26 protein-coding genes are annotated in these 26,124 nt (G+C 72.2%); 12 read left to right on the top strand and 14 right to left on the bottom strand.

Annotated elements, in window-relative coordinates:
- Positions 1-154: 154 nt before the first annotated feature.
- Complete coding sequence (gene uvrB, locus QFZ64_RS09095) at positions 155-2,308, bottom strand: excinuclease ABC subunit UvrB (protein ID WP_307064194.1); 2,154 nt, start codon at positions 2,306-2,308, stop codon at positions 155-157.
- A gap of 62 nt (positions 2,309-2,370) precedes the next feature.
- Positions 2,371-3,240, bottom strand: coding sequence for an MHYT domain-containing protein (locus QFZ64_RS09100; RefSeq protein ID WP_307064195.1), 870 nt, complete (start codon positions 3,238-3,240; stop codon positions 2,371-2,373).
- Positions 3,241-3,600: 360 nt separating this feature from the next.
- Between QFZ64_RS09100 and QFZ64_RS09105 the strand changes: the two genes are divergently transcribed.
- From QFZ64_RS09105 to QFZ64_RS09120, 4 genes are all read left to right on the top strand, one after another.
- Positions 3,601-4,473 carry a glycerophosphodiester phosphodiesterase family protein gene (locus QFZ64_RS09105; RefSeq protein ID WP_307064197.1) on the top strand — a complete coding sequence of 291 codons (873 nt, stop codon included), beginning with the start codon at positions 3,601-3,603 and terminating at the stop codon, positions 4,471-4,473.
- Positions 4,474-4,533: 60 nt separating this feature from the next.
- On the top strand, positions 4,534-5,088 hold the full coding sequence (locus QFZ64_RS09110) for a methylated-DNA--[protein]-cysteine S-methyltransferase (protein WP_307064198.1): 555 nt from the start codon (positions 4,534-4,536) through the stop codon (positions 5,086-5,088).
- A 78-nt stretch (positions 5,089-5,166) separates the two neighbouring features.
- Positions 5,167-6,072 (top strand): pseudouridine-5'-phosphate glycosidase, encoded by a 906-nt coding sequence (locus QFZ64_RS09115; protein ID WP_307064200.1) that lies wholly within the window; start codon positions 5,167-5,169, stop codon positions 6,070-6,072.
- 38 nt (positions 6,073-6,110) lie between these two features.
- Complete coding sequence (locus tag QFZ64_RS09120; protein ID WP_307064202.1) at positions 6,111-7,037, top strand: carbohydrate kinase family protein; 927 nt, start codon at positions 6,111-6,113, stop codon at positions 7,035-7,037.
- A 23-nt stretch (positions 7,038-7,060) separates the two neighbouring features.
- Here QFZ64_RS09120 and QFZ64_RS09125 read toward each other — a convergent pair whose 3' ends face one another.
- Entirely contained in the window at positions 7,061-7,855 is a 795-nt protein-coding gene (locus QFZ64_RS09125; protein WP_307064204.1) for a methyltransferase domain-containing protein, read from the bottom strand.
- A gap of 259 nt (positions 7,856-8,114) precedes the next feature.
- Between QFZ64_RS09125 and QFZ64_RS09130 the strand changes: the two genes are divergently transcribed.
- Positions 8,115-9,242, top strand: a complete 1,128-nt coding sequence (locus tag QFZ64_RS09130; RefSeq protein ID WP_307064207.1) for a CorA family divalent cation transporter — start codon at positions 8,115-8,117, stop codon at positions 9,240-9,242.
- Positions 9,243-9,456: 214 nt separating this feature from the next.
- On the opposite strand, the gene QFZ64_RS09135 is transcribed toward QFZ64_RS09130, so the two are convergent.
- The 3 genes from QFZ64_RS09135 to QFZ64_RS09145 all read right to left on the bottom strand — a co-directional run bounded on the left by QFZ64_RS09135 (position 9,457) and on the right by QFZ64_RS09145 (position 11,569).
- Positions 9,457-10,095 (bottom strand): uridine kinase, encoded by a 639-nt coding sequence (locus tag QFZ64_RS09135; protein ID WP_307064209.1) that lies wholly within the window; start codon positions 10,093-10,095, stop codon positions 9,457-9,459.
- A 310-nt stretch (positions 10,096-10,405) separates the two neighbouring features.
- On the bottom strand, positions 10,406-10,621 hold the full coding sequence (locus QFZ64_RS09140) for a DUF397 domain-containing protein (protein WP_307071624.1): 216 nt from the start codon (positions 10,619-10,621) through the stop codon (positions 10,406-10,408).
- Positions 10,622-10,708: 87 nt separating this feature from the next.
- Positions 10,709-11,569 carry a helix-turn-helix transcriptional regulator gene (locus QFZ64_RS09145; RefSeq protein ID WP_307064211.1) on the bottom strand — a complete coding sequence of 287 codons (861 nt, stop codon included), beginning with the start codon at positions 11,567-11,569 and terminating at the stop codon, positions 10,709-10,711.
- A gap of 398 nt (positions 11,570-11,967) precedes the next feature.
- Between QFZ64_RS09145 and QFZ64_RS35315 the strand changes: the two genes are divergently transcribed.
- Together QFZ64_RS35315 and QFZ64_RS09155 are read left to right on the top strand one after the other, a co-directional pair.
- Positions 11,968-12,735, top strand: a complete 768-nt coding sequence (locus QFZ64_RS35315; RefSeq protein WP_373430729.1) for an ATP-binding protein — start codon at positions 11,968-11,970, stop codon at positions 12,733-12,735.
- Complete coding sequence (locus QFZ64_RS09155; protein ID WP_307064213.1) at positions 12,726-13,202, top strand: hypothetical protein; 477 nt, start codon at positions 12,726-12,728, stop codon at positions 13,200-13,202. The genes QFZ64_RS35315 and QFZ64_RS09155 overlap by 10 nt, the downstream gene beginning before the upstream one ends.
- 100 nt (positions 13,203-13,302) lie before the next feature.
- Here QFZ64_RS09155 and QFZ64_RS09160 read toward each other — a convergent pair whose 3' ends face one another.
- From QFZ64_RS09160 to QFZ64_RS09170, 3 genes are all read right to left on the bottom strand, one after another.
- Positions 13,303-13,479, bottom strand: a complete 177-nt coding sequence (locus QFZ64_RS09160) for a hypothetical protein (RefSeq protein ID WP_307064214.1) — start codon at positions 13,477-13,479, stop codon at positions 13,303-13,305.
- A gap of 133 nt (positions 13,480-13,612) precedes the next feature.
- Complete coding sequence (locus QFZ64_RS09165) at positions 13,613-14,428, bottom strand: uracil-DNA glycosylase (protein ID WP_307064216.1); 816 nt, start codon at positions 14,426-14,428, stop codon at positions 13,613-13,615.
- A 75-nt stretch (positions 14,429-14,503) separates the two neighbouring features.
- On the bottom strand, positions 14,504-15,406 hold the full coding sequence (locus tag QFZ64_RS09170; protein ID WP_307064217.1) for an SDR family NAD(P)-dependent oxidoreductase: 903 nt from the start codon (positions 15,404-15,406) through the stop codon (positions 14,504-14,506).
- 99 nt (positions 15,407-15,505) lie between these two features.
- On the opposite strand from QFZ64_RS09170, the gene QFZ64_RS09175 reads away from it, so the two are divergent.
- Positions 15,506-16,171, top strand: coding sequence for a TetR/AcrR family transcriptional regulator (locus tag QFZ64_RS09175; protein WP_307064219.1), 666 nt, complete (start codon positions 15,506-15,508; stop codon positions 16,169-16,171).
- 159 nt (positions 16,172-16,330) lie between these two features.
- Positions 16,331-16,855 carry an RNA-binding S4 domain-containing protein gene (locus tag QFZ64_RS09180; RefSeq protein ID WP_307064221.1) on the top strand — a complete coding sequence of 175 codons (525 nt, stop codon included), beginning with the start codon at positions 16,331-16,333 and terminating at the stop codon, positions 16,853-16,855.
- A gap of 367 nt (positions 16,856-17,222) precedes the next feature.
- Here the strand turns inward: QFZ64_RS09180 and QFZ64_RS09185 are convergent, their stop codons facing one another.
- Positions 17,223-17,900 (bottom strand): bifunctional 2-polyprenyl-6-hydroxyphenol methylase/3-demethylubiquinol 3-O-methyltransferase UbiG, encoded by a 678-nt coding sequence (locus tag QFZ64_RS09185; RefSeq protein ID WP_307071626.1) that lies wholly within the window; start codon positions 17,898-17,900, stop codon positions 17,223-17,225.
- A gap of 128 nt (positions 17,901-18,028) precedes the next feature.
- On the opposite strand from QFZ64_RS09185, the gene QFZ64_RS09190 reads away from it, so the two are divergent.
- Positions 18,029-18,292, top strand: a complete 264-nt coding sequence (locus QFZ64_RS09190; protein WP_307064222.1) for a DUF6343 family protein — start codon at positions 18,029-18,031, stop codon at positions 18,290-18,292.
- A 31-nt stretch (positions 18,293-18,323) separates the two neighbouring features.
- Here the strand turns inward: QFZ64_RS09190 and QFZ64_RS09195 are convergent, their stop codons facing one another.
- The 4 genes from QFZ64_RS09195 to rpsA all read right to left on the bottom strand — a co-directional run bounded on the left by QFZ64_RS09195 (position 18,324) and on the right by rpsA (position 22,256).
- Positions 18,324-18,704 (bottom strand): tetratricopeptide repeat protein, encoded by a 381-nt coding sequence (locus QFZ64_RS09195; protein ID WP_307064224.1) that lies wholly within the window; start codon positions 18,702-18,704, stop codon positions 18,324-18,326.
- Between the two features lie 15 nt (positions 18,705-18,719).
- Complete coding sequence (gene coaE, locus QFZ64_RS09200; protein ID WP_307064226.1) at positions 18,720-19,373, bottom strand: dephospho-CoA kinase; 654 nt, start codon at positions 19,371-19,373, stop codon at positions 18,720-18,722.
- A 182-nt stretch (positions 19,374-19,555) separates the two neighbouring features.
- Positions 19,556-20,494 carry a PAC2 family protein gene (locus tag QFZ64_RS09205; RefSeq protein ID WP_307064228.1) on the bottom strand — a complete coding sequence of 313 codons (939 nt, stop codon included), beginning with the start codon at positions 20,492-20,494 and terminating at the stop codon, positions 19,556-19,558.
- A 256-nt stretch (positions 20,495-20,750) separates the two neighbouring features.
- A complete protein-coding gene (rpsA, locus tag QFZ64_RS09210) occupies positions 20,751-22,256 on the bottom strand; it encodes a 30S ribosomal protein S1 (RefSeq protein ID WP_307064230.1) in 1,506 nt (501 codons plus the stop codon).
- 371 nt (positions 22,257-22,627) lie between these two features.
- Here rpsA and QFZ64_RS09215 point away from each other — a divergent pair, with 371 nt between their 5' ends.
- Together QFZ64_RS09215 and hrpB are read left to right on the top strand one after the other, a co-directional pair.
- On the top strand, positions 22,628-23,440 hold the full coding sequence (locus tag QFZ64_RS09215) for a class I SAM-dependent methyltransferase (protein ID WP_307071627.1): 813 nt from the start codon (positions 22,628-22,630) through the stop codon (positions 23,438-23,440).
- A 46-nt stretch (positions 23,441-23,486) separates the two neighbouring features.
- The gene (gene hrpB / locus QFZ64_RS09220) at positions 23,487-26,078 is read left to right on the top strand and encodes an ATP-dependent helicase HrpB (protein WP_307064232.1); all 2,592 of its coding nucleotides are present in this window, start codon (positions 23,487-23,489) and stop codon (positions 26,076-26,078) included.
- Positions 26,079-26,124: the final 46 nt, after the last annotated feature.

The raw sequence follows: 26,124 nt of genomic DNA on the forward strand, positions 1-26,124 counted from the left end.
TCTCGCAATGTCCCCTGTTGCCGTGGAAGTCCACGGATGACCAGCACCTTACGCAGCGGCACCGACAGTGCCGACCCTCGGCGGGAGCTTTGTGTCGGTCTTGCAACACAGCGCGTGCACACCCGTGCGACGGGCCGGGCGCCGTCCCGTTTGCTCAGGCCAGGCCGGCCTCTCTCATCTGTCGCAGTTCCTTCTTCATCTCCGAGACCTCGTCACGCAGCCGGGCGGCGATCTCGAACTGCAGGTCGGCCGCCGCCGCCCGCATCCGCGTGGTCATCTCCTCGATCTGTTCCGCCAGTGCGGCGGCCGGCCGGTCGGTGGGAACCGTCTCTACCTGCTTGCCCTTGGCGCCCTTGCCCTTGCCGGCCGGGGCACCCGCAACCTGGTGGTTGGCCAGCGCGGGAACCGGTGTCTTGGCGCCCTTGCCGTCCTTGCCCTTGCGGTAGCCCGTACCCAGCAACTGCTCGGTGTCGACGTCCTCGCGGGCGATCTGCGCCACGATGTCGTTGATCTTCTTGCGCAGCGGCTGGGGATCGATGCCGTGCGCCTTGTTGTAGGCGATCTGCTTCTCGCGGCGGCGATTGGTCTCGTCGATGGCCCGTTCCATCGCCGGGGTGATCTTGTCGGCGTACATGTGGACCTGGCCGGAGACGTTGCGCGCGGCGCGGCCGATGGTCTGGATGAGGGAGGTCCCGGAGCGCAGGAAGCCCTCCTTGTCGGCGTCGAGGATGGCTACCAGGGAGACCTCGGGCAGGTCGAGGCCCTCGCGGAGCAGGTTGATGCCGACCAGCACGTCGTACTCGCCGGCACGCAGTTCGCGCAGCAGTTCGACGCGGCGCAGGGTGTCGACGTCGCTGTGCAGGTAGCGCACCTGGATGCCGAGTTCCACGAAGTAGTCGGTGAGGTCCTCGGCCATCTTCTTCGTGAGCGTGGTGACCAGAACCCGTTCGTCCTTCTCCGTGCGCATGCGGATCTCGTGCACCAGGTCGTCGATCTGGCCCTCGGTGGGCTTGACGACGACCTCCGGGTCGACGAGCCCGGTGGGGCGGATGATCTGTTCGACGTGTCCGTCGCCTCGGGAGAGCTCGTAGGCGCCCGGGGTCGCCGACAGGTAGACGGTCTGGCCGATGCGCTTCTGGAACTCCTCCCATTTCAGCGGGCGGTTGTCCAGGGCGGAAGGCAGCCGGAAGCCGTGGTCGACGAGGGTGCGCTTGCGGGAGGCGTCACCCTCGTACATGGCGCCGATCTGCGGCACGGTCACGTGCGACTCGTCGATGACGAGGAGGAAGTCCTCGGGGAAGTAGTCGAGGAGCGTGTTCGGCGCGGTGCCGGGCGCTCGGTCGTCGAAGTGCATCGAGTAGTTCTCCACGCCGGAGCAGGTCCCGATCTGGCGCAGCATCTCGATGTCGTACGTGGTCCGCATGCGCAGGCGCTGGGACTCCAGGAGCTTGCCCTGCTGGTCCAGGACGGCCAGACGCTCCTCCAGTTCCTTCTCGATGCCGTTGATCGCCCGCTCCATGCGCTCGGGGCCGGCGATGTAGTGGGAGGCGGGGAAGACGTAGAGCTGCTCGTCGTCGCTGATGATCTCGCCGGTGAGCGGGTGGAGGGTGGACAGGGCCTCGATCTCGTCGCCGAACATCTCGATCCGGACGGCGAGTTCCTCGTAGACCGGGAAGATCTCGACGGTGTCGCCGCGGACCCGGAAGGTGCCGCGGGAGAAGGCCACGTCGTTGCGCGTGTACTGGATGTCGACGAAGCGGCGCAGCAGCTGGTCGCGGTCGATCTCGTCGCCCACCCGGAGGGGGACCATCCGGTCCACGTACTCCTGCGGGGTGCCCAGGCCGTAGATGCAGGAGACGGAGGCGACCACGATGACATCACGTCGGGTGAGCAGGGAGTTGGTGGCGGAGTGGCGCAGCCGCTCCACCTCCTCGTTGATCGAGGAGTCCTTCTCGATGTAGGTGTCCGACTGGGGGACGTAGGCCTCCGGCTGGTAGTAGTCGTAGTACGAGACGAAGTACTCGACCGCGTTGTTCGGAAGCAGCTCGCGGAACTCGTTGGCCAGCTGGGCCGCGAGGGTCTTGTTGGGCGCCATCACCAGGGTGGGGCGCTGCAGCTTCTCGATCATCCAGGCGGTGGTGGCGGACTTGCCGGTGCCGGTCGCGCCCAGCAGGACGACGTCCTTCTCACCCGCGCGGATGCGCTGCTCCAGCTCGGCGATGGCCGTGGGCTGGTCGCCGCTGGGCCGATAGGGACTGACGACCTCGAAAGGCGCCACCGTACGTTCGATCGTGGAAACGGGCCGCATGTCATCCACCGTACGACCCGCCACTGACAACGCGGTCCGGTCGGCGGGTCCGCGGGGTGCGATCAGCGGGTCTGCGGGGTGCGGTCGTCCCGCGGAACCATGTGCCGACCGGGCCGGGCGAGGGTGTGCCGCAGTCCGGCGTCGGCGGCCGGGGGGTGGGCGGGGACGCCAGGGCGGCGCTCCACCAGCAGCCGGTCGGGCCTGCCCATCACCATCAGCGGATCGAACAGCACGACGACGCCGGCCAGGCAGAGGAAGACCAACGGGCCGATCATCAGTGGCGCGAGGAGGGAGGCCGGGGAGTCTCCCGTCGGGCCGCCGGGCGCGGCGTGCAGATGGACGCTGACGGCGGCCATGCCGGTGTAGTGCATGCCACTGACGGCGAGCCCCATGACGAGGCTCGCGCCGACGCTCCACAGGAAGCCGCGGGCTCGTCCGGCCGCCCAGAGCGCGGCCGTCGCGGCGGCCATGGCGATCACCACGGAGGCGGTGACGGTGAGGGTGTTGTACTCCAGCGCCCCGTTGAGCCGCATCCCGGCCATGCCCAGGTAGTGCATCGTGGCGATACCCAGACCCGTGATGGTGCCCCCCGTGAACAGGGGCACCCCTGTGGCACCGCGGTAGCCGACGATGAACACACCGACGCCGACCATGAGGACGCCCAACCCGAGGCTGGAGAAGGCGATCGTCTGGTCGTAGCGGACGGGGGTCTCCTCGACGGTGAACCCCATCATGGCGATGAAGTGCATCGTCCAGATGCCGGAGCCGATGGCGGCCGAGCCCAGGGCGAGCCAGCCGGCGCGCCAGGACTGGGTGACGAACATCGATCTGGTGGTGCAGCGCAACCCCAGCGCCCCGCCGAGGAAGGCCATGAAGAACGCGACCAGTGGTGTGACGATCCCGTAGCTGAAGCCGTCGACGGTGCCCTGCATGCGCGGCTGCCCTTCCCGACGTTCTGCGTGCTGCGTGCGTTGCGTGATGCGTGCCCTGCGCGAGTGTGTTGCGCGAGGCGAGTCTTGCGCGTTGCGTCACCCATGCCGCGCATCCCTGCCATGTCTCACGGTCCCCCGCCCCAGTGACCGCGCGAACGGTCGGGGCCAGGCAGAGAGTATGACCCGGACCTGTATGGTCCAACGATTTTCCGGCAAACAATCACGCGGTGCCCTCACTTGTGCATCCGCTGTGAGCGCAGTTGGGCAACTCCTGACGCTCTGTGCCCGCCGCGCGACTTGCCCGGTGACGCCGTGCTGTCACCCTTGTGCTGTGGGTGACCATCGACGCGAGGAGTAAGCATGCACGCGCGCGTAGCCGCCGCCACGACCACCGCGCTCCTGGGGATGAGCGTCGTCATACTGCCCCCGTCCCACGCCGGGGCCTCGGAGCACGACGCCCCCGTGATCGTGGCCCACCGGGGCGCCTCCGGCTACGCGCCGGAGAACACCCTGCCCGCCGTCGACAAGGCCGCCGCGATGGGGTTCGACTGGGTGGAGAACGACGTCCAGCGCACCAAGGACGGCCGGCTGGTCGTGATCCACGACGACACCCTGGCCCGCACGACCGACGTCGAACAGGTGTACCCCGACCGGGCGCCCTGGAAGGTCGGGGACTTCACCGCGCGGGAGATCGCCCGGCTGGACGCGGGCGGCTGGTTCGACCACCGGTACGCCGGCACCCGTGTGCCCACGCTGCGCCAGTACATGGACCGGGTCACCCTCCGCCACCAGAAGCTGGTCCTGGAGATCAAGAATCCCGGGCTGTACCCCGGCATCGCCCGGCAGACCCTGAACACCCTCGCCGACAGGGGCTGGCTCGACTCCGACCACGTCCGGCGGCGGCTGGTGGTGCAGAGCTTCGACGCGGACACCGTCCGGGCCGTACACGAGCTGCGGCCCGCAGTACGGACCGCCTACCTGGGCACACCACGGGTCGCGGACCTGCCCGAGTACGCCGGGTTCACCGACGGCGTCAACGGCGCCCACCCCACGCTGTCGGCCGCGTACGTGTCCCTCGCCCACATGCTCCGGGGACCGCATGGCCGCCCGCTGAGGGTGATGGCCTGGACGGTGAACGACGCGGAGACCGCCCGCTGCGTCGCCGGGTACGACGTCGACGGCATCATCACCAATGTGCCGGACGTCGTGCGGCGGGCGCTGGCGAAGGACTGAGCCGTCACCGGCGCCGCCCGTGCCGGGGGCGTTGTCAGTGGTGCGCCGTACCGTGGGCGCATGAACGGTGAGGACGGTGCCCCGCGGCGGGCCTCCTGGACGGTGCTCCGCACGCACATCGGCCCGCTGCTGCTGGCCGCCACCGGGGACGGCCTGGTGAACGTCGTGTTCCACGCCACGGACACGGTGCGCGACAGGGCACTGGAGCGGCTCTCGGCCCGGTTGGGCGGCGAGCCGCTCCAGGATGCCGCCGCCCCGCCGCTGGCCGAGGCGATATCCCAGTTCGAGGAGTACTTCGCGGGCCGGCGGCGGGACTTCACACTGCCGCTCGACTGGTCGCTGGTCTCCGGCTTCTCCCGTCAGGTGCTGCGCGCGCTGGCCTCCCAGGTGCCGTACGGCTCGGTGGTGGGGTACGGCGACCTGGCCCGGCGGGTGGGCCGACCCGGGGCGGCCCAGGCCGTGGGACTGGCGATGGGCGCCAATCCGCTGCCGGTGGTGGTGCCCTGCCACCGGGTGGTGGAGAGCGACGGCGGCATCGGTGGCTTCGGCGGCGGGCTGGAGACCAAGCGCACACTGCTGGCGCTGGAAGGGGTACTTCCCCAACCGCTTTTCTGACCCTCCTCGCGCCCGCACGTTTGGCGGGGTGCGGCGCCCGCCAGAGATGAGGCAGGAACCGACGACGGGAGGCAGTGCGTGTTAGTGGTGTCCGAAGAGGTACGGGAAGCGCTCGTCGCGGGCCGGCCGGTGGTCGCGCTGGAGTCCACCATCATCGCGCACGGGCTGCCGCGCCCGCGCAACCTGCGCGTCGCGCACGAGTTGGAGGACCTGGTGCGCGCGGGCGGCGCGACCCCGGCCACCGTCGCCGTGCTCGACGGGCAGCCGCACGTCGGTCTGGACAAGGACCAGTTGGAGCGGATCGCCCACGAGGACGGCATCCGCAAACTGGGCCACCGGGACCTGCCCCTCACGGTCGCGGCCGGCGCGAGCGGCGCCACAACGGTGTCCGCCACGGCTCTCCTCGCCTCACTCGCGGGCGTACGGGTGTTCGCCACCGGAGGTCTGGGCGGGGTGCACCGGGAGTGGACGGTGACGCAGGACGAGTCGGCGGACCTGGCGCTGCTGGCGCGGACCCGGATCACCGTGGTGTGCGCGGGCGTGAAGTCGATCCTGGACGTCCCGGCGACCCTGCAGCGGCTGGAGACCCTGGGCGTCTCGGTGGCCGGGTACGGCACGGACCGGTTCCCCGGCTTCTACCTGTCCGACTCGGGCCACACCGTCGACTGGCGGCTGGACTCCCCGGAGGAGGTCGCGGCGGTGATGCGGGCCCAGACCTCGCTGCGCGGGCCCGCCTCGGCGCTGATCGTGGCCAATCCGGTCCCGGAGGAGGAGCAGCTCGATCCCGCACTGCACGCGCGTGTGCTGGCCGACGCGCTGCGGGCGTGCGAGACGCGGGGCGTGACCGGGCAGGCGGTCACGCCCTTCCTCCTGGACCACTTGGTACGGCACACCGACGGCGCCTCACTCGCCGCCAACCTGGCGGCGGTGCGGGGCAATGTGCGGCTCGCGGCCCGGATCGCCTCGGTCTGGGCCGGGGCGTGAGCGGTCGGACCGGACGCGCGGACGGCACGATCAGGGGGGTGGGGGAAGGGAACTCATGCGGGGCGTTGCTGGTCGTCGGTGACGTGGTGACGGACGTCGTGGTCCGGCATCGGGGGCCGCCTGCGCCCGGCACCGACACGGCCGCCGTGATCCGGACCGTGCCGGGCGGAGCGGGCGCCAACGTGGCGTGCTGGGCCGCACGCTGGGGCCCGGCCGACGTACGGCTGCTGGGCAGGGTGGGAAGCGAGTCGGCCGCCTGGCACGCGCGCGAGCTGACGGCGTGCGGGGTGCGGCCCCGGCTCGTCATCGACCCGGACGCGCCGACAGGGACCGTGATCTGCCTGGTGGACACGGATGCCTCCGCGGAACGCACGTTCCTCACGGACAGCGGGGCCTCGTTGCGGCTGGCGCCCGAGGACTGGTCACCGACGTTGCTCGACGGCGTGGCGCGACTGCACCTGTCGGGTTATCTGCTCTTCTCCGCTCCGGGCGAGGCACTGGTGACGGCGGCAGTCGCGGACGCCCGGGCACGAGGAGTGCCGGTCAGCCTCGATCCCGCGTCGGCGGGGTTCCTCACCGCGCTGGGAGTAGACCGGTTCCTGACGCTGACCGAGGGCGTCGACGTCCTGCTGCCCAGCCGGGACGAGGCCTGTCTGCTGACCGGGCGGTCCGATCCGGAGGAGGCGGCGGTCGCGCTGAGCCGCCGGTTCCCGCTGGTCGTGGCCAAGCGGGGAGCACGGGGCGCGCTGGTGGCCGCGTCGGGAGCCGTACGGGGCCGGGTCCGGGCGCTGCCCGCCGCCGTCCGGGACACCACGGGCGCGGGGGACGCCTTCACCGGAGCGTTTCTCGCCGCCCTGCTGACGGGTGCGGATCCGGTGGCGGCGGCGCGGGAGGGCTGCCGGGCCGGGGCCCTGGCCGTGGGCGAGGTGGGCGGACGGCCACCGGGCGAGGGCCGGGCGGGGTGAACCCCCCGCGACCGGGCTGCGGCCTACTCCCTGCGCCCCCAGGTCGAGATCATCGGGGACGTGGCCAGGTCCATCGTCCCGGTAGCGAGGTTGGCGAGATGCCGGTCGATCTCCTCGTCGGTGGCCAGTCCGGCGGCGACGAGGCGGTCGCGGACCTGACGGACCGTGGCCGCCTCGAGGTCCGTGCAGGCGGGCGAGGTGATCGGGAAGTACGCGTCCGCCTGGACTTCCTTCAGCCCGGCCTCCCGCAGCAGCCGCGGCAGCCTGCGCCCGTAAGACAGATCGGCGCCGCGTTCGGCGAGCAGCGAGCGGAAGCCCCTGCGCAGCCTGTTGGCGAGTTCCTGCGCGGGACCGTACTCGTCGGGGCACAGCAGTGGCTGCAGCGCGGGGTCGGCATCCTCGACGAGCAGGTGTCCGCCGGGGCGCAGGGAGTCGATCATCGCGCGCAGGGCGCGGTCCCGGTCGGGCACGTGCACCAGGACGAGCCGGGCGTGCACCAGGTCGAAACCGTCGCCGGGCGGTTCCTCGGCGCCCACGTCGTGGGTACGCACCTCGATCGGGTGCCGGGCGGCCGCGGTGGCCCAGGAGGTGTCGATGTCGGTGGCGACGACCCTGCCGGACGGGCCGGTCCGTTCGGCCATCCAGGAGATCACCGAGGTGCCGCCGGCGCCGACCTCCCAGCAGCGCCATCCGGGCCCGATGCCGAGGTTCTCCATGTGCCGGAAAGTGCCGGGGTCGAACAGGGTGGCGAGCGCGGCGAAACGTCGGCCCGCCTCCGTCTGGCCGTTGCCGAGGAGGTATCCGTCGGTTCGCTTCATGCCGGCGATGATCCCAGCCGGCCGACTCGCGGGCACGGGGAGGGGCGCCGACGAGGGTTGCGGCCCGCGGCCGACCGCCCTCGGCCCTCCTCGGCTGCCGTCGACCGTCGCCGCCCGACCGTGTCACGGGAGCGCAACAGCTGCCGCACAGAAGCGGAATGACAGTTATCCACAGGCTTGCACGGTGATTCGGGAGTGCTGGCAGACTTGCCGCGGCGACGCGAAGTGCGACGCGAGCGAGCCGTACGGGGAGAACCACATGTCCATGGCGGGGAATCTGCGGAAGGTCACGGGCCTCGACAGGGTCGGGGGGCTGCGCAGGATGGCCGGGCTGACGCGGCGGCGCCGACGGGTCGACCTGAGCCATCCCGTCCGGTCGCCGCTGGGCTCCGCGGTCGTGAACTGCGTGGCGTACCGCGAAGGCGTGCGCATCCCCGGCGGGCGGGACCTGGCAGAGACGGTGGAGCGGGCAGGCCGCGGCGACGGCGGCTTCGTCTGGCTGGGCCTGCATGAACCGACGGACCGGGAGTTCGCCGGCATCGCCGAACTCTTCGGCCTGCACCCGCTGGCGGTCGAGGACGCGGTGGAGGCCCACCAGCGCCCGAAGCTGGAGCGGTACGGGGACACGCTGTTCGCGGTGTTCAAGACGGTCTGCTACGTCGAGCACAAGGAGCTGACCGCGACGAGCGAGGTGGTGGAGACCGGCGAGCTCATGGTCTTCGTCGGCCCCTCCTTCGTGATCACGGTCCGGCACGGGATGCACGGTTCACTGGGACCGATGCGCGAGGAGTTGGAGGCCGACCCGCGGCAGCTCGCCAAGGGCCCGGCCGCGGTGCTGCACGCGGTCGCGGACCACGTGGTCGACGACTACCTGAGTGTCACCGACGCGGTGCAGGAGGACATCGACGAGGTCGAGACCGACGTCTTCGCGGAGAACGGCGCCCGGGCGGATCCGGGACGGATCTACCAGCTCAAGCGCGAGCTCCTCGAACTGAAGCGGGCGGTGATACCGCTCGACCGGCCGGTGCAGGAGCTGGCCACCCGGCCGAGCCGCATGATCGACCCGGAGATACAGGCGTACTTCCGGGACGTCTCGGACCATCTGCAGCGGGCCAAGGAGCAGATATCCGCGTTCGACGAACTGCTCAACTCGATCCTGCAGGCGCATCTCGCCCAGGTCAGCGTCGCGCAGAACGAGGACATGCGGAAGATCACGGCCTGGGCGGCACTGATCGCGATACCGACGATGGTGTGCGGCGTGTACGGCATGAACTTCGACCACATGCCGGAGCTGCACTGGCGGTTCGGCTACCCGCTCGCGCTGGCCGTGGTGGGGGTGGCCTGCCTGGTCCTGCACCGGGGGTTCAAACGCAACGGCTGGCTGTGACCCGGGTACGGCCGGCCGCGGGGCGCCCGGACCTACCCGGCTGGTCGCCGTCGCTCGGCCGCACCCGGTCCCGCAGTCGGTCGGCCGTAGTCGCTCGGCCGACGCTTCCGCCCGCTGCGGTCACCCGACCGTGCCGGGTCGGCCGTAGCCGCTGGGTCGGGCCCGGTCGGCCGGGGTGGCTTCGCCCCGCTCCGCCCGCGCGGGCCGTCTTCTCTCAGCCGGTGCCGTTCCACGCCGGGTGCCGGGGGTCGTCCGCGCGGACCAGTACGTCGACGGTGCCGGCCGGGTCCGTCTCGGCCGCGTAGCGCGCGTGGGCGGGCAGGGTCCAGTGCTCGGCCTCGGGTGTGCGGCGGCGCAGTGCGCCGGCGGAGAGGAGGACGTGGACGGTCAGATCGAACGGGAACCAGTGGCGCAGCAGGAAGGGGCCGTGCAGCAGGAGCACCCCGCCGGGCGGGAGCGACACGTAGGGGCTGCGGGTGGCCCGGTCGGTGGCCGGATCCCGCAGATCGGGCAGGACGCGGCCGCCGGCGCCGGGTTCGAGGGGCCCGAACACCTCGCGCCACAGGGCGCCGGTGTCGAGCCAGCCGTCGTAGTAGGAGTCGGGGTCGTGGTGTCCATGTTCGAGCCGTAGTGAGGCGGGGCGCCAGAACCCTTCCGCGGCGACGACGAGGGACGGACGGCCGCGCGCCCGGAGCGCCTCGCCGACGCGCTCGGCGAGCGCGCCGGGCCGCGCGGCCGGAGCTCCGTCCACCGCGACGCGCGGCCAGGAGCCGCCGTCTTCCGGCTTCAGGTCGAGCAGACGGTCGGCGAGCGCCTCGGCGAGGCGCTCCCAGGTGATCGCTTCGAGTCGCACACGGCCCATGATGCCCCGCCGGCACGGCACGCCCGAGCGCGCCCCGAAGGGCAGAGCCATACGGGGGCGGGGGCGGCCGGGCCGGTGGTGCACGCGGTGTTCCGGCGGGTGTTCCGGCGGGTCAACTCAACATCGTTTAGCAGCAGACGATCAGTCAAAGCGGCGAAGGAAGCGATCGGGGTGGTGCGACGGCTCGTGATCAGCGTGAGTGGGCTGATCGGGAGGGACGGGATGATCAGGCAGGGTCCCGGGGCAACGGCCGGGCCGGTGTCCGTCGGGAAGGCCGTCGGCGGGGCCTTCGGGACGCACGTCAGGAGAGGAGGAAGTCGGCCTCACCCGCCTTCGCTCCCTGGATGAAGGCGGTCATCTCGGCGGAGGTGTAGATCAGCGCGGGTCCGTCGGGGTCCGTGGACTGGCGGACGGCTATGCGGCCGTCGGAGAGCTTCATGGCCTCCAGGCAGTTGCCTCCGTTCCCGCCGCTCCACGGCTTGTGCCAGCCCTCACTGCCCAGTTCCCGCGCGGGCATGCCGTTGTAGACGCGCCGGGTCAGGGAGCCGGCCGCGGTGCGGCGGTCCTGCTTGATGTTGACGCGGTCGTGTGTGATGCGGTCCATTCACAGCTCCTTGCGAAGATCCTCGAGGATCTTCTTCGTGCCTTGTGCCGTGGCGGCCTGGGCCGCCATGCGGTCCATGACCTCGAGGTGGGTAGCCACCTCGGAGCGCGAGTCGAGGTAGACCGCGCCGGTCAGGTACTCGCTGTAGACCATGTCCGGGAGTTCCGGCATGGCGAACCGGAAGAGGACGAACGGCCCGTAGGTGCCCGGGTGCGGTCCCGAGGAGAACGGGATCACCTGGAGCGTCACGTTGGACAGCTCGCCGAGTTCGAGCAGCTTGTCGATCTGGGCGCGCATCACCTCCGGGGTGCCGACGGGTCGGCGCAGTACGGTCTCGTCCATCACGGCCCAGAAGTGGGGCGCGTCCTCGCGGGTGAGCAGCTGCTGACGGCGCAAGCGCACCGCCACGTGCCGCGAGATCTCCTCCGGGTTGGTCTGGCCGACGGCGCCCGACTTCAGGACGCCGCGGGCGTAGTCCTCGGTCTGTACCAGGCCGGGGACGAAATGGGGTTCGTACGAGCGGATGAGGGCCGCGGCCCCCTCCAGGCTGACGTACATCGAGAACCAGCCCGGCAGGATGTCGTGGTAGCGCTGCCACCAGCCGGGCTTGTTGGCGTCCTCGGCGAGCCGGACGAACGCCTGGGCCTCCTCCTCCTCGACCCCGTACGCCTGCAGCAGGAGCTGAAGGTACGGGATCTTGAGAGCGACCTCGGCGGTCTCCATGCGGCGAACGGTGGCGGGCGCGACGCGCAGGATGCGCGCGGCCTCCTCACGCTTGAGGTGCGCACGTTCCCGCAGGTCGAGCAGGCGCCGGCCGAGGACGACCTGTCCGACCGTCGGCGCGGACCGCGGTTCGCTCATCTCGCCCCCTCTTCCTGGTCCGGACAGGCCGGGCGGCGCCTTTCGGAGACCTCCCCGCTCTTGTTCGAACGATGGGTCGAAACGGTCCTCCGGGCGGGAAAGCAACGCTCCATGCCCGCGTGACCACGTTCCGTGCAGAGGTTCCAACTGGCGCCGCTCGGCGTGCTGTTGCGAGCAGTGTGCCACGCCCTCTTCGAAGCGCACACAGCACTCTGCAATTTTCAGAGTGACTCTTGCCAAGTGCATCCGACGGGGAGATAGTGGCAAGCGTGACTCCGCCCGCGCGTTTAGAAACAGACGCCGAGGACCGGAAGGGTCTGCACGTCGTCCCAGGGGTACGCCCCGAGGCGAACGCAGAACACCGGTTCCGCTTCCAGCTGTCCGCACATCCGGGTTCCGTGGCACGGGCCCGGCAGCTGACACGGCAGCGGCTGAGTGACTGGGGGGCCTGCGGGGACACCTGCGACTCGGCCGCCCTGGTCGTCTCCGAACTCGTCACCAACGCGATCGTGCACACTGCCAGCGAGAACGTCGTGTGCGAGTTGCGCGACGACCCCGAACTGGTGCGCATAGCCGTGCGTGACGAGGGCTGCGCCCCGGGCGAACCGCATCCCTCCCCGCGCCGACCGGAGGAGGAGCACGGCCGGGGTCTGCTCCTGGTCGAGGCACTGTGCCGGGCCTGGGGCGCCCAGGAGACCGGGCCGGGACTGCTGGTCTGGGCGGAGCTTCCGCGCCGGGCCGAGGTCTCGGTCACCCGGGGGGACCTGTCGTGTTCCGGCGACAGGTCCCACCCCGACTCCCCCGAGGCCGCCGACTTCTCCACAGGGGACGCCCGGCCTACCGGGAGGTACGACTCCCCGGACCCCCGGCCCACGGGCGCACCCGCGAATTCCAGCCGCATGAACGCCGGCCCCGCAGGTTCCGGCGCCGCCGACTCCGGTCCGGGCCGCTCCGCCGGAACCCCGGCCGCCGACGCTCCGGGCCCCGGCGTTCAGGGCACCCGCACCAGGGGCGGCCCCGAGTCGCGGCCCGCTCCCGGCGACCGCACCACCTCTCCTCCCGCCCCGCGCGCCGATCTGGGGTGGAGCGCCAAGAAGCCCCCGGCCGAGGGCGGACGGGGCGAGGAGGCGGAAGCGCTTAGGGACATGAGGTCCGTATGGATGTGACGGGCGCCTCCTCCGGCGGCCGTCACGGCGCCCGGGTACTGACCCTGGCCACCCTGGTCGGTCTCCGAAGCACCCGGCGCACGCCCCCCGCGCCCGATCGGCTGCCCATCCCGGCCGGCATGACACTGCCGCTCGGCTGCGACGCGGTGGCGGTGCCGGCCGCCCTCGGGGCCCAGTTGATGCCCCGGCTCCCCCGCGTCGGCTGTGTGTACGCGGACCGCGCGCACTGGTGGTGGATCGTGCCGTCCGACTCCGACGTGGCCCTGGAGTGGCCGGCGCCGGCCCACTACGCGGCGGGCGCGGTGGTCACCCGCCGGCCGCACGGCTCCGGTGCGGGACCCGGCCCCGTGGAGCTGATCCACCGCCCGCACGGCACCCTTCCGTACACCCCGCCGATCCCCCTCTACCTGGCGCTGTGCCGGGTCACAGGGGCGACCCCGGCGTGGTCGGGGCCCCTCAGCGCCTGAGTCCCGCCCGGCACGGCGCGCGCCGCGCCTCCCGCGACCGGTCCTCCGGCAGCTTTGCCGAGCCCGGCCCGGGGAACCGGGCCGGGCCGAGCGGCGCCGTTCAGTCGACCACGGCCTCCGCCGCGCGCACGATCACGAGGAAAGTGTCCGTGGCGAGGTCCATGACGACCTCGGCGGGAGTCCCCTCCATACGGCGCGCCTGCGCGAACTCCTCCGCGGGCCACGAGCCGCGAGGCCCGCCGGCGGGGAACCGCTCAAGCACCGTTCTCCCGTTCACCTGTACACCTCCGTGTCACGCGCCGTACTCCCCGGAACCTCTCCCGGAAACGGTTGTGGTCCGTAGAGTTAAACGCCTGGGACAGGGTATAGGTCTTCGGACGTGACGGTACTGAGATGTTGTTGACACTCGTTCACCGTATTTGTGTGACGCCCGTCTCCTTGTGCTCCATGTCTCCCGATGCTCGGTGCCTCCCATCGGCACCGTCGGCGGGTGGTCCGCCGGACTGCGGGGCGGCCGGCAGCCCGGCCGACGTGGCCGCCGTGCGCAACACCTCCCGGAGCATGTCGGGCGTGAGTCGGCCGGTGAACGTGTTGCGCTGGCTGACGTGGAAGCAGCCGAAGAGTTCCAGAGAGCCGTCGGCCCGGTCCAACCGGATGTGGGCGCCGTGGGCGAAGGGCGGGCGGGGGCGGGGCACCGTCCAGCCGGCTTCGGCGAAGGCCGGCAGTGCGGCCTGCCAGCCGAACGCGCCCAGTACCACCACCGCTCGCAGCGTCGGACGGAGCAGTGTGAGCTCCTGGACCAGCCAGGGCCGACAGGTGTCCCGTTCCAGTGGGGTCGGCCTGTTGGCGGGCGGGGCGCAGTGCACCGGCGAGGTGATCCGCACACCGTACAGCTCCAGCCCGTCGCCGATCCGTTCCGCCGTCGGCTGCGAGGCCAGCCCGACCTCGTGCAGCGCCGCGTACAGCACGTCCCCGGAGCGGTCGCCGGTGAACATCCGTCCGGTCCGGTTGCCGCCGTGGGCCGCCGGGGCGAGCCCGACCACCAGCAGCGCGGCATCGGGCGGTCCGAAGCCCGGCACCGGCCGCCCCCAGTACGTCCAGTCGGCGAACGCGGCCCGCCGGGTACGGGCCGCTTCCTCTCTCCAGGCGACCAGTCGTGGGCACGCCCGACAGTCGGCGATCCGCTCGTCCAGTGCGTCCAGTGCGTCCGGTGTGCTGCCGTCCATACCTCCACCGTAGAGGCCGCCTCCGACTCACGGAGAGCCACACCCCGCGCCTGCCGGGAGCACCGCCTCATCGCCTCACCGCCTGGGGAACGTCACGCCGGTGAGTTCTTCGGACACCGCCCACAGGCGTCGTTGGACGGTCTCGTCGTGGGAGGCGGGGCTGGAGGCGACCAGCCTCGGATGACCTCGGGTCTCGCTGCGGTTGCCGGGTCCGTAGTACTGGCCGCCGCGGACCGCCGGATCGGTAGCGGCCCGCAGGGTGGGCAGGGCCCCCATTTCGGGCTTCTGCGTGAACAGCGGCGCCACCCAGGTGACGGGCACCCGCAGCGCCGCGGGCGCGTTGCGGATGAGTTCGGTGTTGGACACGCCGGGATGGGCGGCCACCGCGACCGTGGTGCCATGTGCCGCGAGACGGCGGTTCAGTTCGTACGTGAACATCAGGTTGGCGAGCTTCGCCTGGCCGTAGGCGGCGACGCGACCGTAGGAACGTTCCCACTGCAGGTCGTCGAAGTGGATGGCGGCCCGGATGCGGTGGCCGGTGCTGCTGACCGTGACGACGCGGGAGCCCGGGACCGGCAGGAGCCGGTCCAGCAACAGGCCGGTGAGGGCGAAGTGGCCGAGGTGGTTGGTCCCGAACTGCAGCTCGAAGCCGTCGGCGGTGGTCCGGCGCGGGGTGTACATCACGCCGGCGTTATTGATCAGCAGGTCGATGCGCGGGTGGGCGGCGCGCAGGTCGGCCGCCGCGGATCTGATCGAGTCCAGGGAGGTCAGATCCAGGGCCTGGACGCTGACGTCGCCGGTGATGCGGTCAACCGCCCGCCTGCCCTTCTCGACGTTGCGGACGGCCAGGACGACGCTCGCCCCCCGGGCGGCGAGCGTCCGGGCCGTCTCGAAGCCCAGTCCTGTGTTGGCGCCGGTCACGATCGCCACCCGGCCGTGCTGATCGGGGATGTGCTGCTCGGTCCAGTTCTCGGTCATGACCCACTCCTAAAGAACCATCGGTCTGTTACCGAAGGACAATAAGAGACCGGCGGTCTACTGTCAAGGAACCGGCGGTCTTTAAGCTAGGCTGAGGGCGTGACATTCCAGCGGGCGCGAAGCGAGGAGCAGCGGGAGATCCGCCGTCGGGCGATCCTGGACACGGTGGCGGCGATGCTCGAGGAAATGCCCGTCGCCGAGGTGAGCCTCAACGAGATCAGCCGCCGGGTGGGCCTGGCCAAATCAAACGTTCTGCGGTACTTCGAGTCGCGCGAGGCGGTGCTGCTCGAACTCCTGGACTCCTTCCTGGAGAGCTGGATCGCCGAGCTGACGGACGAGCTGGCCGCGGGTGTCGAGGCGGGCGCGTCGCCGGAAACACGGGCACGCCAACTGGCCGAGATCCTCAGCCGGACACTGGCGAACCGCGCGGTGCTGTGCGACCTCTTCGGCGCACAGGGCGGTGTCCTCGAACGCAACGTCTCGGTCGAGGTGGTCAAGCGGCACAAGCGGTCCTCCCTGGCGAAGCTCACGGCCATGTCCGACCTGCTCCGCCGCCACGTGCCCGAACTCGGCGACGAAGCGCCGATGTTCTGTCTGATGGGCCTCGCGTCGGCGGGCGCCCTGTCGACCTACGTCCCGCCGCCGCCCAGCCTTCTCACCGCCTACGCGGACGAGCCCGCCCTCGGCGTCCTCCACATGGAACTGCGTGAAGCCCTGCTGATCTCCTTCACCTCGACGCTGCTGGGTGTACTGCCACGCGCCTGACCCCGCCCTTGCGCGGTGCAGGAGGACGGCCGGGCGTACGACGCGGACGACGGACCCGGTCGCCTGTGGTCGTGGAGGGAGCGCCGGACGCCCCTCCTCCGAGGCGGACATCCCGTGGTCGTGGAACGCCGCCCCGCCGAGTTCACTAAGGTCGGGAGCATGGCTTCCGAGGGCAGAGAATCCGAAGGCAGAGAACCCGAGGGCGGAGCGGGAGACACCGGCGCCGCCCATGGCACCGGAACCCACGCCGATGCCGTGGCCGCCGCTGTGGCGGCCCGGCCCGCCGGGGGCGAGAGTGTGCGGATCGACAGCTGGATCTGGTCCGTGCGTCTGGTGAAGACCCGCTCGATGGGCGCGACCGCCTGCCGGGGCGGGCACGTCCGCGTCAACGGCGAACGCGTCAAGCCCGCGTATGCGGTGCGCGTCGGCGACGAGGTGCGGCTGCGGCAGGCCGCCGGACGCGAGCGGATCGTCGTCGTGAAGCGTCTGATCCGCAAGCGGGTCGGCGCCCCCGTCGCGGCCGAGTGCTACGTCGACAACAGTCCGCCCCCGCCGCCCCGTGAGGCGGTCGCGCCGGTCGCCGTCCGCGACCGCGGCGCCGGCCGCCCCACCAAGCGCGACCGGCGCGAACTGGACCGGCTGCGGGCCGCGGCCGCGGGGGATGCCGAGCCGGGGGCCCACTGAGGTCCACGTCGCCCTCCCCCGAGGCCGACGTACACGGCGGGCAGTACGGCACCCCGCCCCGGCCCAATCGCCACCTCCCCGCCTGCCGGGCCTGCCCGACTGCCCGTCCCGCCTACCGGACCGTCCCACCTGCCGGGCCCGCCCACCTGCCGGGTGGACGACGGGAAGGTGACGGCAGGGCTAGGGCCTCTCGTTCGGATCATTCCGGCGTCGCGGGGTCCGGCACGCGCCTGTGCGGCGTTGTCGTCGGTTGCCGGGGCTCCGCCCTGGCGCCCTCCTCCGCCTCGCAGCCGCACGCACCAAACCCCGCCCGGGTCGGTCGAAGACGCACCGCGCCTCCCAGCCGGCCTGATCCAAACGAAAGACCCTAGACCGGCACCGTCCGTACCCAGACCTGGTCCTGCGTCAGGTAGCGGTCCACGCGCAGTCCGGCCTCGGCGAGCGCCTCCTCGAACCGCTCCTTGGTCAAGGGCCGTGCCAGGAACGTCTGCGTCCATGTCGCGTCCGGGAACTCGTACTCCGCACGCACCTCGTTCACGCCGTCACCGACCGGCTCCGCGGAGCGTATGCGCACGGTGAACCCGCTGGGGTCGACCCGTTCCCGCGGCAGGTCGGTGTGGTAGTCCTCGCCCTCCCGCTGGATCAGCACGCAGCCGTCCGCCGCCACGTGCCGCACGCAGGTGCGCAACAGGCCGCGCCGCACCTCCTCGTCCCCCGCGTGGACGAGGTAGGAGGCGAGCAGCACCACGTCGAACGTCTCGTCGAGCCGCAGGTTCTCGATCGGGACGCGTATCGTGCGGGCCCCGCGGACCCGCTCCAGCATGTCCGCGGACTCGTCCACCGCCGTGACCCGGAAGCCGCGCTGCAGCAGGGGGTGGGTCATCCGCCCCACCCCGCACCCCAGCTCCAGGATCCGCGCTCCCGGCGGCACCGCCGCGGCGATGATGTCCGGCTCCTCCCCCACGGGCAGCCGTGCGTACAGCTCGACCGCGCAGCCGTCCGGGGTGATCGCTCCGGGCCCCGTCCCCTCGTGTCCCGCTCGCATCTGCTGCTTCATGAACGGAGAACGGACGGGCGGCGCGCACCCGTTCCCCTCCGCCCGTCACTCGTGGGAGTGAATGTTCGACGAGGGAACACGACACCGGGGCGCGACAATGGGAAGGGGTGAGGCCGATGCGTACGGGCAGTGAACCGACGACGGCCCGCAGTCCGCTGCGGATGCGATTCTGGCTGAGCGTCTGGGGCGAGGTATGGACGATCGGCGGCACGGTCGCGCTCGTGCTGGCGGGCAGGCCGGGCTGGGCCGCCGTCTGTGCCGGGCTGTGGCTGATCGTGACCGTCGACCTGATCGTGGTCGTGCGGCACATCCGGCAGGGTCCGCACTGGCAGCCGGGCCGCGACATCCCGCCCTACCGGCCACCGGAGGGGCCACGCTGATCCTCAGGGCCGGGGCCCGGCCCGCCCCGGGTCACGCGTCGAAGCGGGCGGCTTCCAGGTAGCGCGGGTTGGGGTCGAGGGCCGCCGCGAGACGGTAGTGCCGCTTGGCCTGCTCGGGTCGCAGTTGCCGCTCGTAGGTCCGGGCAAGCGCGAAGTGGGCGAAGGCATTGTCCGGTTCGCGTTCGAGGACGATGCTGAACTCCAGCTCGGCAGGGCGCAGCTGAGCGGCGGCGAAGAAGGCGCGGGCGCGCAGCAGCCGGGCCGCGGTGTTCTCGGGGTGCGCGCCTATGACGTCGTCGAGGAGTTTGACGGCGCCTCGTGGGTCGCGTGCGGCGAGCAGCTGCTCGGCGGCACGGAAGTCGATCACGTCCGTTTCGGGAGTCCGTCCACGGGAACCGCTTGTTTCGGGCACGACGATGTCCTTCCCTCACTGGGGTGGTTCAACGCCCCGGCGGGGCGGCTGTTCCGTGGCCGGTGCTGCCGTGCGCCGCGCGCGGTGGACGAGGTCGTCCCACAGTTCCCGAACCCGTCGCTCCAGTTGGGGCAAGGGCACGTCGTTGTCGACGACGACGTCCGCCACGGCGCGGCGCTGCTCGCGGGAAGCCTGGGCGGCCATGCGGGCGCGGGCGTCCTCCTCGCTCATGCCGCGCAGCCGGACCAACCGGTCGAGCTGGGTGGCGGGGTCCACGTCGACGACCACCACCACGTCGTACAGGGGTGCGAGGCCGTTCTCGGTGAGGAGCGGCACGTCGTGGACGACGACGGCGTCCTCGGCCGCGGCGGCCTCGAGTGCGCGGGAGCGGGCGCCGACCAGGGGGTGCACGATCGAGTTGAGCACCGCGAGCCGGTCGGGGTCGGCGAAGACGACGGCACCGAGGTGCGGGCGGTCCAGGCTGCCGTCCTCGGCGAGGATCTCCTCGCCGAAGGCCTCGACAACCGCCGCTAGTCCGGGCGTACCCGGGGCCACGACCTCGCGGGCGATGCGGTCCGCATCGATCAGTACCGCGCCGCATGCGACGAGCAGTCGGGACACCTCGCTCTTGCCGGCGCCGATTCCGCCGGTCAGGCCCACGGACAGCATGACCGCGCCTTCACCTCACCCACTCCCGCACCGGCGGGGACCACATGCCGACTCCTGATGGATACCGCGGGCAGAGCCCGTCGGTGCGTCCGCGCCACGGCGGATGCCGACTGACCACGGCCGTCCGCAGGCTATCGGATCATCGGATCACCCCTGTCGGCCCGCTCCGCCGGGAGGGAGCGTCAGCCGTCGCCCTCGCGCTCCGCCAGGAAGCGCTCGAACTCCTGCCCGATCTCGTCCGCGGACGGGATGTCCACCGGTTCGGCCAGCATGTTGCCCCGCGTCTCGGCGCCCGCCGCGGCGTCGTACTGGTGCTCGAGCCCCTGGACCAGGGCGACCAGTTCCTCGTCGCCCTCCTGGATCTGCCGGTCGATCTCCGTCTGGGTGCGGTGGGCGTCGGTGCGCAGGGAGTGCGCGACGCCCGGCAGGACCAGTCCGGTCGCGGCCGTGACGGCCTCCAGGACGGTGAGCGCGGCGTCCGGGTACGGAGAGCGGGCGATGTAGTGCGGGACGTGCGCGGCGACGCCCAGTACGTCGTGTCCGGCCTGTGCCAGGCGGTACTCGACGAGCGCCTCTGCACTGCCGGGTACCTGCGCCTCCTCGAAGGGGCTGCGGTGGCCCGGCACCAGGTCGGTGCGGTTGCCGTGCGGGGTGAGGCCCACCGGGCGGGTGTGCGGGACGCCCATCGGGATGCCGTGGAAGTTCACGGCGAGACGCACGCCGAGCCGCTCCACGATCTCCCCCACGGCCGCGGCGAAACGCTCCCACTCGACGTCCGGCTCGGGGCCGGACAGCAGCAGGAAGGGGGCTCCGGTGGCGTCCTGGACGAGACGCACGTCGATCGTGGGCTCGTCGTAATCGGTCCAGGAGTTGCGCTTGAAGGTCAGCAGCGGCCGACGGGCGCGGTAGTCGACGAGCCGGTCGTGGTCGAAGCGGGCGACGACCTGGTGGGGCAGCGAGTCGAGCAGACGGTCGACGATCTGGTCGCCGGTCTCGCCGGCGTCGATGTAGCCGTCGAAGTGGTAGAGCATGACAAGTCCGGCCGACTCCTGCGCGAGCGCCATGTCGACGACGGCCAGGCCTTTCGGCTCCCATGCGTACAAACTCTGCGGATCAAGCACTGTGACCGCTCCTCCTCGTGTCCAACAGGAGACAACGTGGCACGGGACACCGGCATTCCCGGGCTCCGGAGCCGGGTCCGCGGAGGGAACGGGCGGCCCTCGGGGGCGGCCGACGTACCGGAGGCGGCGAAGAGAGGGTAGGGACGGCAGGGAACGCGGAAGGCCCGCACCCCGAGGGGTGCGGGCCTTCCGTTCGGCTCGGTCGGCCGACCTCAGCGACGGGCGCTCAGGCCGGGGGCCGACGCGTGGCCGGGGTTCAGCTCTGGCCGCCGGCCAGCTTCTCCCGCAGCGCGGCGAGCGCCTCGTCCGAGGCGAGCGCACCGGAGTTGTCGCCACCCTCGGAAGAGTACGAACCGCCGCCGCCACCGCCGCCGGACGCGGCCGGAGCAGCGGTCTCGACGCCCTCGGCAGCGGCCTTCTCGTCCGCCTCGCGGGACTTGATGACCTGCGCCTGGTGCTGCTCGAAGCGCTGCTGCGCCTCGGCGTACTGGGTCTCCCACACCTCGCGCTGGGTCTCGTAGCCCTCGAGCCAGTCGTTGGTCTCGGGGTCGAAGCCCTCGGGGTAGATGTAGTTGCCCTGGTCGTCGTAGGACGCGGCCATGCCGTACAGGGTCGGGTCGAACTCGACGGCCGACGGGTCGGCGCCGAAGGCCTCGTTGGCCTGCTTCAGCGAGAGGCTGATGCGACGGCGCTCGAGGTCGATGTCGATGACCTTGACGAAGATCTCGTCGTTGACCTGGACGACCTGCTCCGGGATCTCCACGTGGCGCTCGGCCAGCTCGGAGATGTGGACCAGACCCTCGATGCCCTCGTCCACACGGACGAACGCGCCGAACGGGACCAGCTTCGTGACCTTGCCGGGCACGACCTGGCCGATCTGGTGCGTGCGGGCGAACTGCTGCCACGGGTCTTCCTGGGTCGCCTTCAGCGACAGGGAGACGCGCTCGCGGTCCATGTCGACGTCCAGGACCTCGACCGTGACCTCCTGGCCGACCTCGACGACCTCGGAGGGGTGGTCGATGTGCTTCCAGGACAGCTCGGAGACGTGCACCAGGCCGTCGACGCCACCCAGGTCCACGAAGGCACCGAAGTTGACGATCGAGGAGACGACGCCGGAGCGGACCTGACCCTTCTGCAGGGTCGTGAGGAACGTCTGGCGGACCTCGGACTGGGTCTGCTCCAGCCAGGCACGGCGGGACAGGACCACGTTGTTGCGGTTCTTGTCCAGCTCGATGATCTTCGCCTCGAGCTCCTTGCCCACGTAGGGCTGGAGGTCGCGGACGCGGCGCATCTCGACGAGGGAGGCCGGCAGGAAGCCACGGAGGCCGATGTCGAGGATGAGACCACCCTTGACGACCTCGATGACGGTACCGGTGACGATGCCGTCCTCTTCCTTGATCTTCTCGATCGTGCCCCAGGCCCGCTCGTACTGGGCGCGCTTCTTCGAGAGGATCAGGCGGCCTTCCTTGTCCTCCTTCTGGAGAACAAGGGCTTCGATCTCGTCACCGACGGCGACGACCTCGTTGGGGTCGACGTCGTGCTTGATCGAGAGCTCGCGGCTCGGGATGACACCTTCGGTCTTGTAACCGATGTCGAGCAGGACCTCGTCCCGGTCGACCTTCACGATGACGCCGTCGACGATGTCGCCGTCGTTGAAGTACTTGATCGTCTCGTCGATCGCGGCGAGGAAGGCTTCCTCGTTACCGATGTCGTTGACCGCAACCTGCGGGGTGGTGGCGGTGGTCTCGGTGCTGCTCGTCATGTGGGAAAGGGCTCCGGTACGGACATTGAAGTCGTAGGTACTGCTTACGCCGGGAGCCCGTTTCGCTCTGCAGAAGCCGGACAGCCAAGGAAGCACCCCGCGACAACGCGAGGCACCTCGAGAACCGAGGGGACATACAACAGATGCGAGCGCGACCTGCTACGTCTGAGGTGCGCAGGCCCGCAGCGCAACTTGTAGCATACGGGGGCAGCCGGGCAGGGTCAATGCGCGAAGGCGCACACCCGGGGCGGATCAGCGCATTCCCGGCACAATTGCCGTCCTGGGAGGCCACGCGGCATCGGCGGCACCTTCACGGGCACCGCCGGGACGGCGGCGCCGAGATGTGACGGAAGAGTACGACGAGGGAGCCGATCATCCAAGAGTCCGAACAGCTCGAACCCGAGGCCACGCGGCGTGTCGCGGGGGTGACGGAGAGCTCCCGCGCCAACCGCGGCTGGTGGGACAGCAACGCCGACGAGTACCAGGTCGAGCACGGCACGTTCCTGGGTGACGACCGCTTCGTCTGGTGCCCGGAGGGTCTCGACGAGATCGAGGCGGAACTGCTCGGCCCGGCGGAGGAGCTGGCCGGCCGTGACGTCCTGGAGATCGGCGCCGGCGCCGCCCAGTGCTCGCGCTGGCTGGCCGCGCAGGGCGCCCGCCCGGTCGCGCTCGACCTCTCCCACCGCCAGCTCCAGCACGCGCTGCGCATCGGCGCGAAGTTCCCCCTGGTGTGCGCCGACGCCGCCGTACTGCCCTTCGCCGACGCCTCCTTCGACCTCGCGTGCTCGGCGTACGGGGCGCTGCCCTTCGTCGCCGACCCGCGACTGGTACTGCGCGAGGTGCGCCGGGTGCTGCGGCCGGGCGGCCGTTTCGTGTTCTCGGTGACCCATCCGGTCCGCTGGGCCTTCCCGGACGAGCCCGGCCCCGAGGGGCTGACCGTGTCCGCCTCCTACTTCGACCGCACGCCCTACGTGGAGCAGGACGAGCAGGGCGACGCGGTCTATGTCGAGCACCACAGGACACTCGGCGACCGCGTCCGGGACGTGGTGACCTCGGGCTTCCGGCTGGTGGACCTGGTCGAGCCCGAGTGGCCGTCCTGGAACACCTCCGAGTGGGGCGGCTGGTCCCCGCTGCGCGGCGGCCTGATCCCCGGTACGGCGATCTTCGTGTGCGAGCGGGACTGAGCGGAGGGGCCGTACCGGCACACGAGGCCCGTACGACACTGGGGGCGTGATCCGTGACGACGCCCTGGAGGCGCTGCCCGTCCGCGCGGCCCTGCCCGCCCTGCACGACGCCCTAGAAGGGCACGGCACCGCCGTGCTCGTGGCGCCGCCCGGCACCGGCAAGACCACCCTGGTGCCGCTGGTGCTGGCGGGACTGGTGGGCGGTGGGCCCGCGCGCCGGGTGCTGGTGGCCGAGCCGCGGCGGATCGCGGCGCGGGCGGCGGCACGGCGGATGGCGTGGCTGCTCGGCCAGGACGTCGGCGACGACATCGGGTTCACCGTGCGCGGGGAGCGCGTGGTCGGCCGCCACGCGCGCGTGGAGGTCGTCACCACCGGTGTCCTGCTGCAGCGGCTCCAGCGCGACCAGGAGCTGCCCGGGGTCGACGTCGTCGTCCTGGACGAGTGCCACGAGCGGCACCTGGACGCCGACACGGCCGCCGCCTTCCTCCTGGACGTGCGCGGGACGCTGCGCCCGGAGCTGCGGCTGGTCGCGGCGTCGGCGACGACCGACGCGCAGGGGTGGGCGCGACTGCTGGGCGGGGCCCCGGTGGTCGAGGCCGCGGGGGTGTCCCATCCGGTGGAGGTGGTCTGGGCGCCGCCGGCCCGGCCCGTGCGTCCGCCGCACGGGATGCGGGTGGACCCGGCGCTGCTGTCCCACACGGCGTCGGTGGTGCGGCGGGCGCTGGCCGAGCGGCCGGGCGACGTCCTGTGCTTCCTGCCCGGTACCGGGGAGATCGCCCGGGTGGCGGGGCTGCTGGGGGACCTGGGGCCGGTGGACGTGCTGCAGGTGCACGGGCGGGCGCCCGCGGCCGTGCAGGACGCGGTGCTGTCCCCGGGCCGGCGGCGCCGGGTGGTCCTCGCGACGTCGGTGGCCGAGTCGTCGCTGACGGTGCCCGGGGTGCGGGTGGTCGTGGACGCGGGGCTGGCGCGGGAGCCGCGCGTCGACCACGCGCGCGGGCTGAGCGGTCTGACGACCGTACGGTCCTCCCGCGCGGCCGGACGGCAGCGGGCCGGCCGGGCGGGGCGGGAGGCGCCCGGGGCGGTGTACCGGTGCTGGGCGGAGGCCGAGGACGTCCGGCTGCCGTCCTTCCCGGCGCCGGAGATCAAGGTGGCCGACCTGACCGCGTTCGCGCTCCAGGCCGCCTGCTGGGGCGACCCCGACGCCTCGGGGCTGGCGCTGCTGGACCCGCCGCCGGGCGGGGCCATGGCGGCGGCCCGCCAGGTGCTGACCGCCGTCGGGGCGGTGGACCCCCGGGGGCGGGCCACCGGCCGGGGGGCGCGGCTGGTGCGGTGGGGACTGCATCCCCGGCTGGGGCGCGCCCTGTTGGACACCTCGGGCGCGGCGGCCGAGGTCGTGGCACTGCTCTCCGAGGAGGTGCCGCGGGCGTACGGCGACGACCTGGCCGGCGCGCTGCGCACCGCCCGGCGCGGGGGCGACGCGTACGCGGCCCGGTGGCGGAGCGAGGTGCGGCGGCTGCGCGCGGCCGCGACGGAACGCGGCGGGCGGAACAGAGCCGCCAGAGCCCCGGGGGGCACGGAACCCCCGGGGAGCGAGGGGCGGAACGGGACCGCCGAAGCCCCGGGGGCCGGTGAGCGGAGCCGGGTCGCCGAGGCCGCCGGGGCGGGGGACGACGGCATGGTGGGACGAGCCGTCGCGCTCGCCTTTCCCGAGCGGGTGGCCCGGCTCGACGGCGGGTCGTACCTCATGGCGTCGGGGACGCGGGCCGAGCTGGGTGAGGGGTCGGCGCTGCGGGGGGCGCCGTGGATCGTGGTGGCCGTCGCCGACCGGCCGACGGGCGGCGGGCACGCGCGCGTGCGGCTCGCCGCCGCCGTCCACGAGGACGTGGCCCGGGAGGCGGCCGCTGCGCTGCGGACGGAAGAGGAGGAGGTCCGCTGGGCCGACGGGGACGTCGTGGCACAGCGGGTGGAGCGGCTGGGGGCGATCGGGCTGACGGCGCGTCCGCTGCCGGACCCCGCGCCCGGACCCGTCCGCGAGGCGCTCCTGGCGGGGCTGCGGCGGGAGGGGCTGGGGCTGCTGCGGTGGTCGCCGGAGGCGGTGGCGCTGCGGCAGCGGCTGGCGTTCCTGCGGCTGCGGCGCGGCGAGCCCTGGCCGGACGTGTCCGACGAGGCGCTGCACGCCCGCGTGACGCAGTGGCTGGAGCCCGAGCTGGGCCGCGCCCGGCGGCGGGCGGACCTGGCGCGGATCGACGCCGGGCAGGCACTGGCCCGGCTGCTGCCGTGGGCCTCGGGCGAGGCGGCCCGGCTGGACGAGCTGGCCCCGGAGCGGATCACCGTGCCCAGCGGGTCCAGGATCCGTGTCGACTACGGCGATCCGGAGCGCCCGGTGCTCGCCGTGAAGGTGCAGGAGATGTTCGGGCTGCACAGCTCGCCGGTGGTCGCCGGGGTGCCGGTGCTCGTGCACCTGCTCTCCCCCGCCGGGCGGCCGGCCGCCGTCACCGCCGACCTCGCCTCGTTCTGGCGGGACGGCTACCGGGCCGTGCGGGCGGAGCTGCGCGGCCGCTACCCGAAGCATCCGTGGCCCGAGGACCCGGCGACCGCGGAGCCGACCCGGCACACCAAGGCGCGACCGCGCCGTTGAGGCACCGGCCGGCCTCGCGTCTCCACCGGCCGGCCGGTGGAGACGC

It is taken from the genome of Streptomyces sp. B3I8 (assembly GCF_030816915.1).
In the GTDB taxonomy this organism is placed as follows: domain Bacteria; phylum Actinomycetota; class Actinomycetes; order Streptomycetales; family Streptomycetaceae; genus Streptomyces.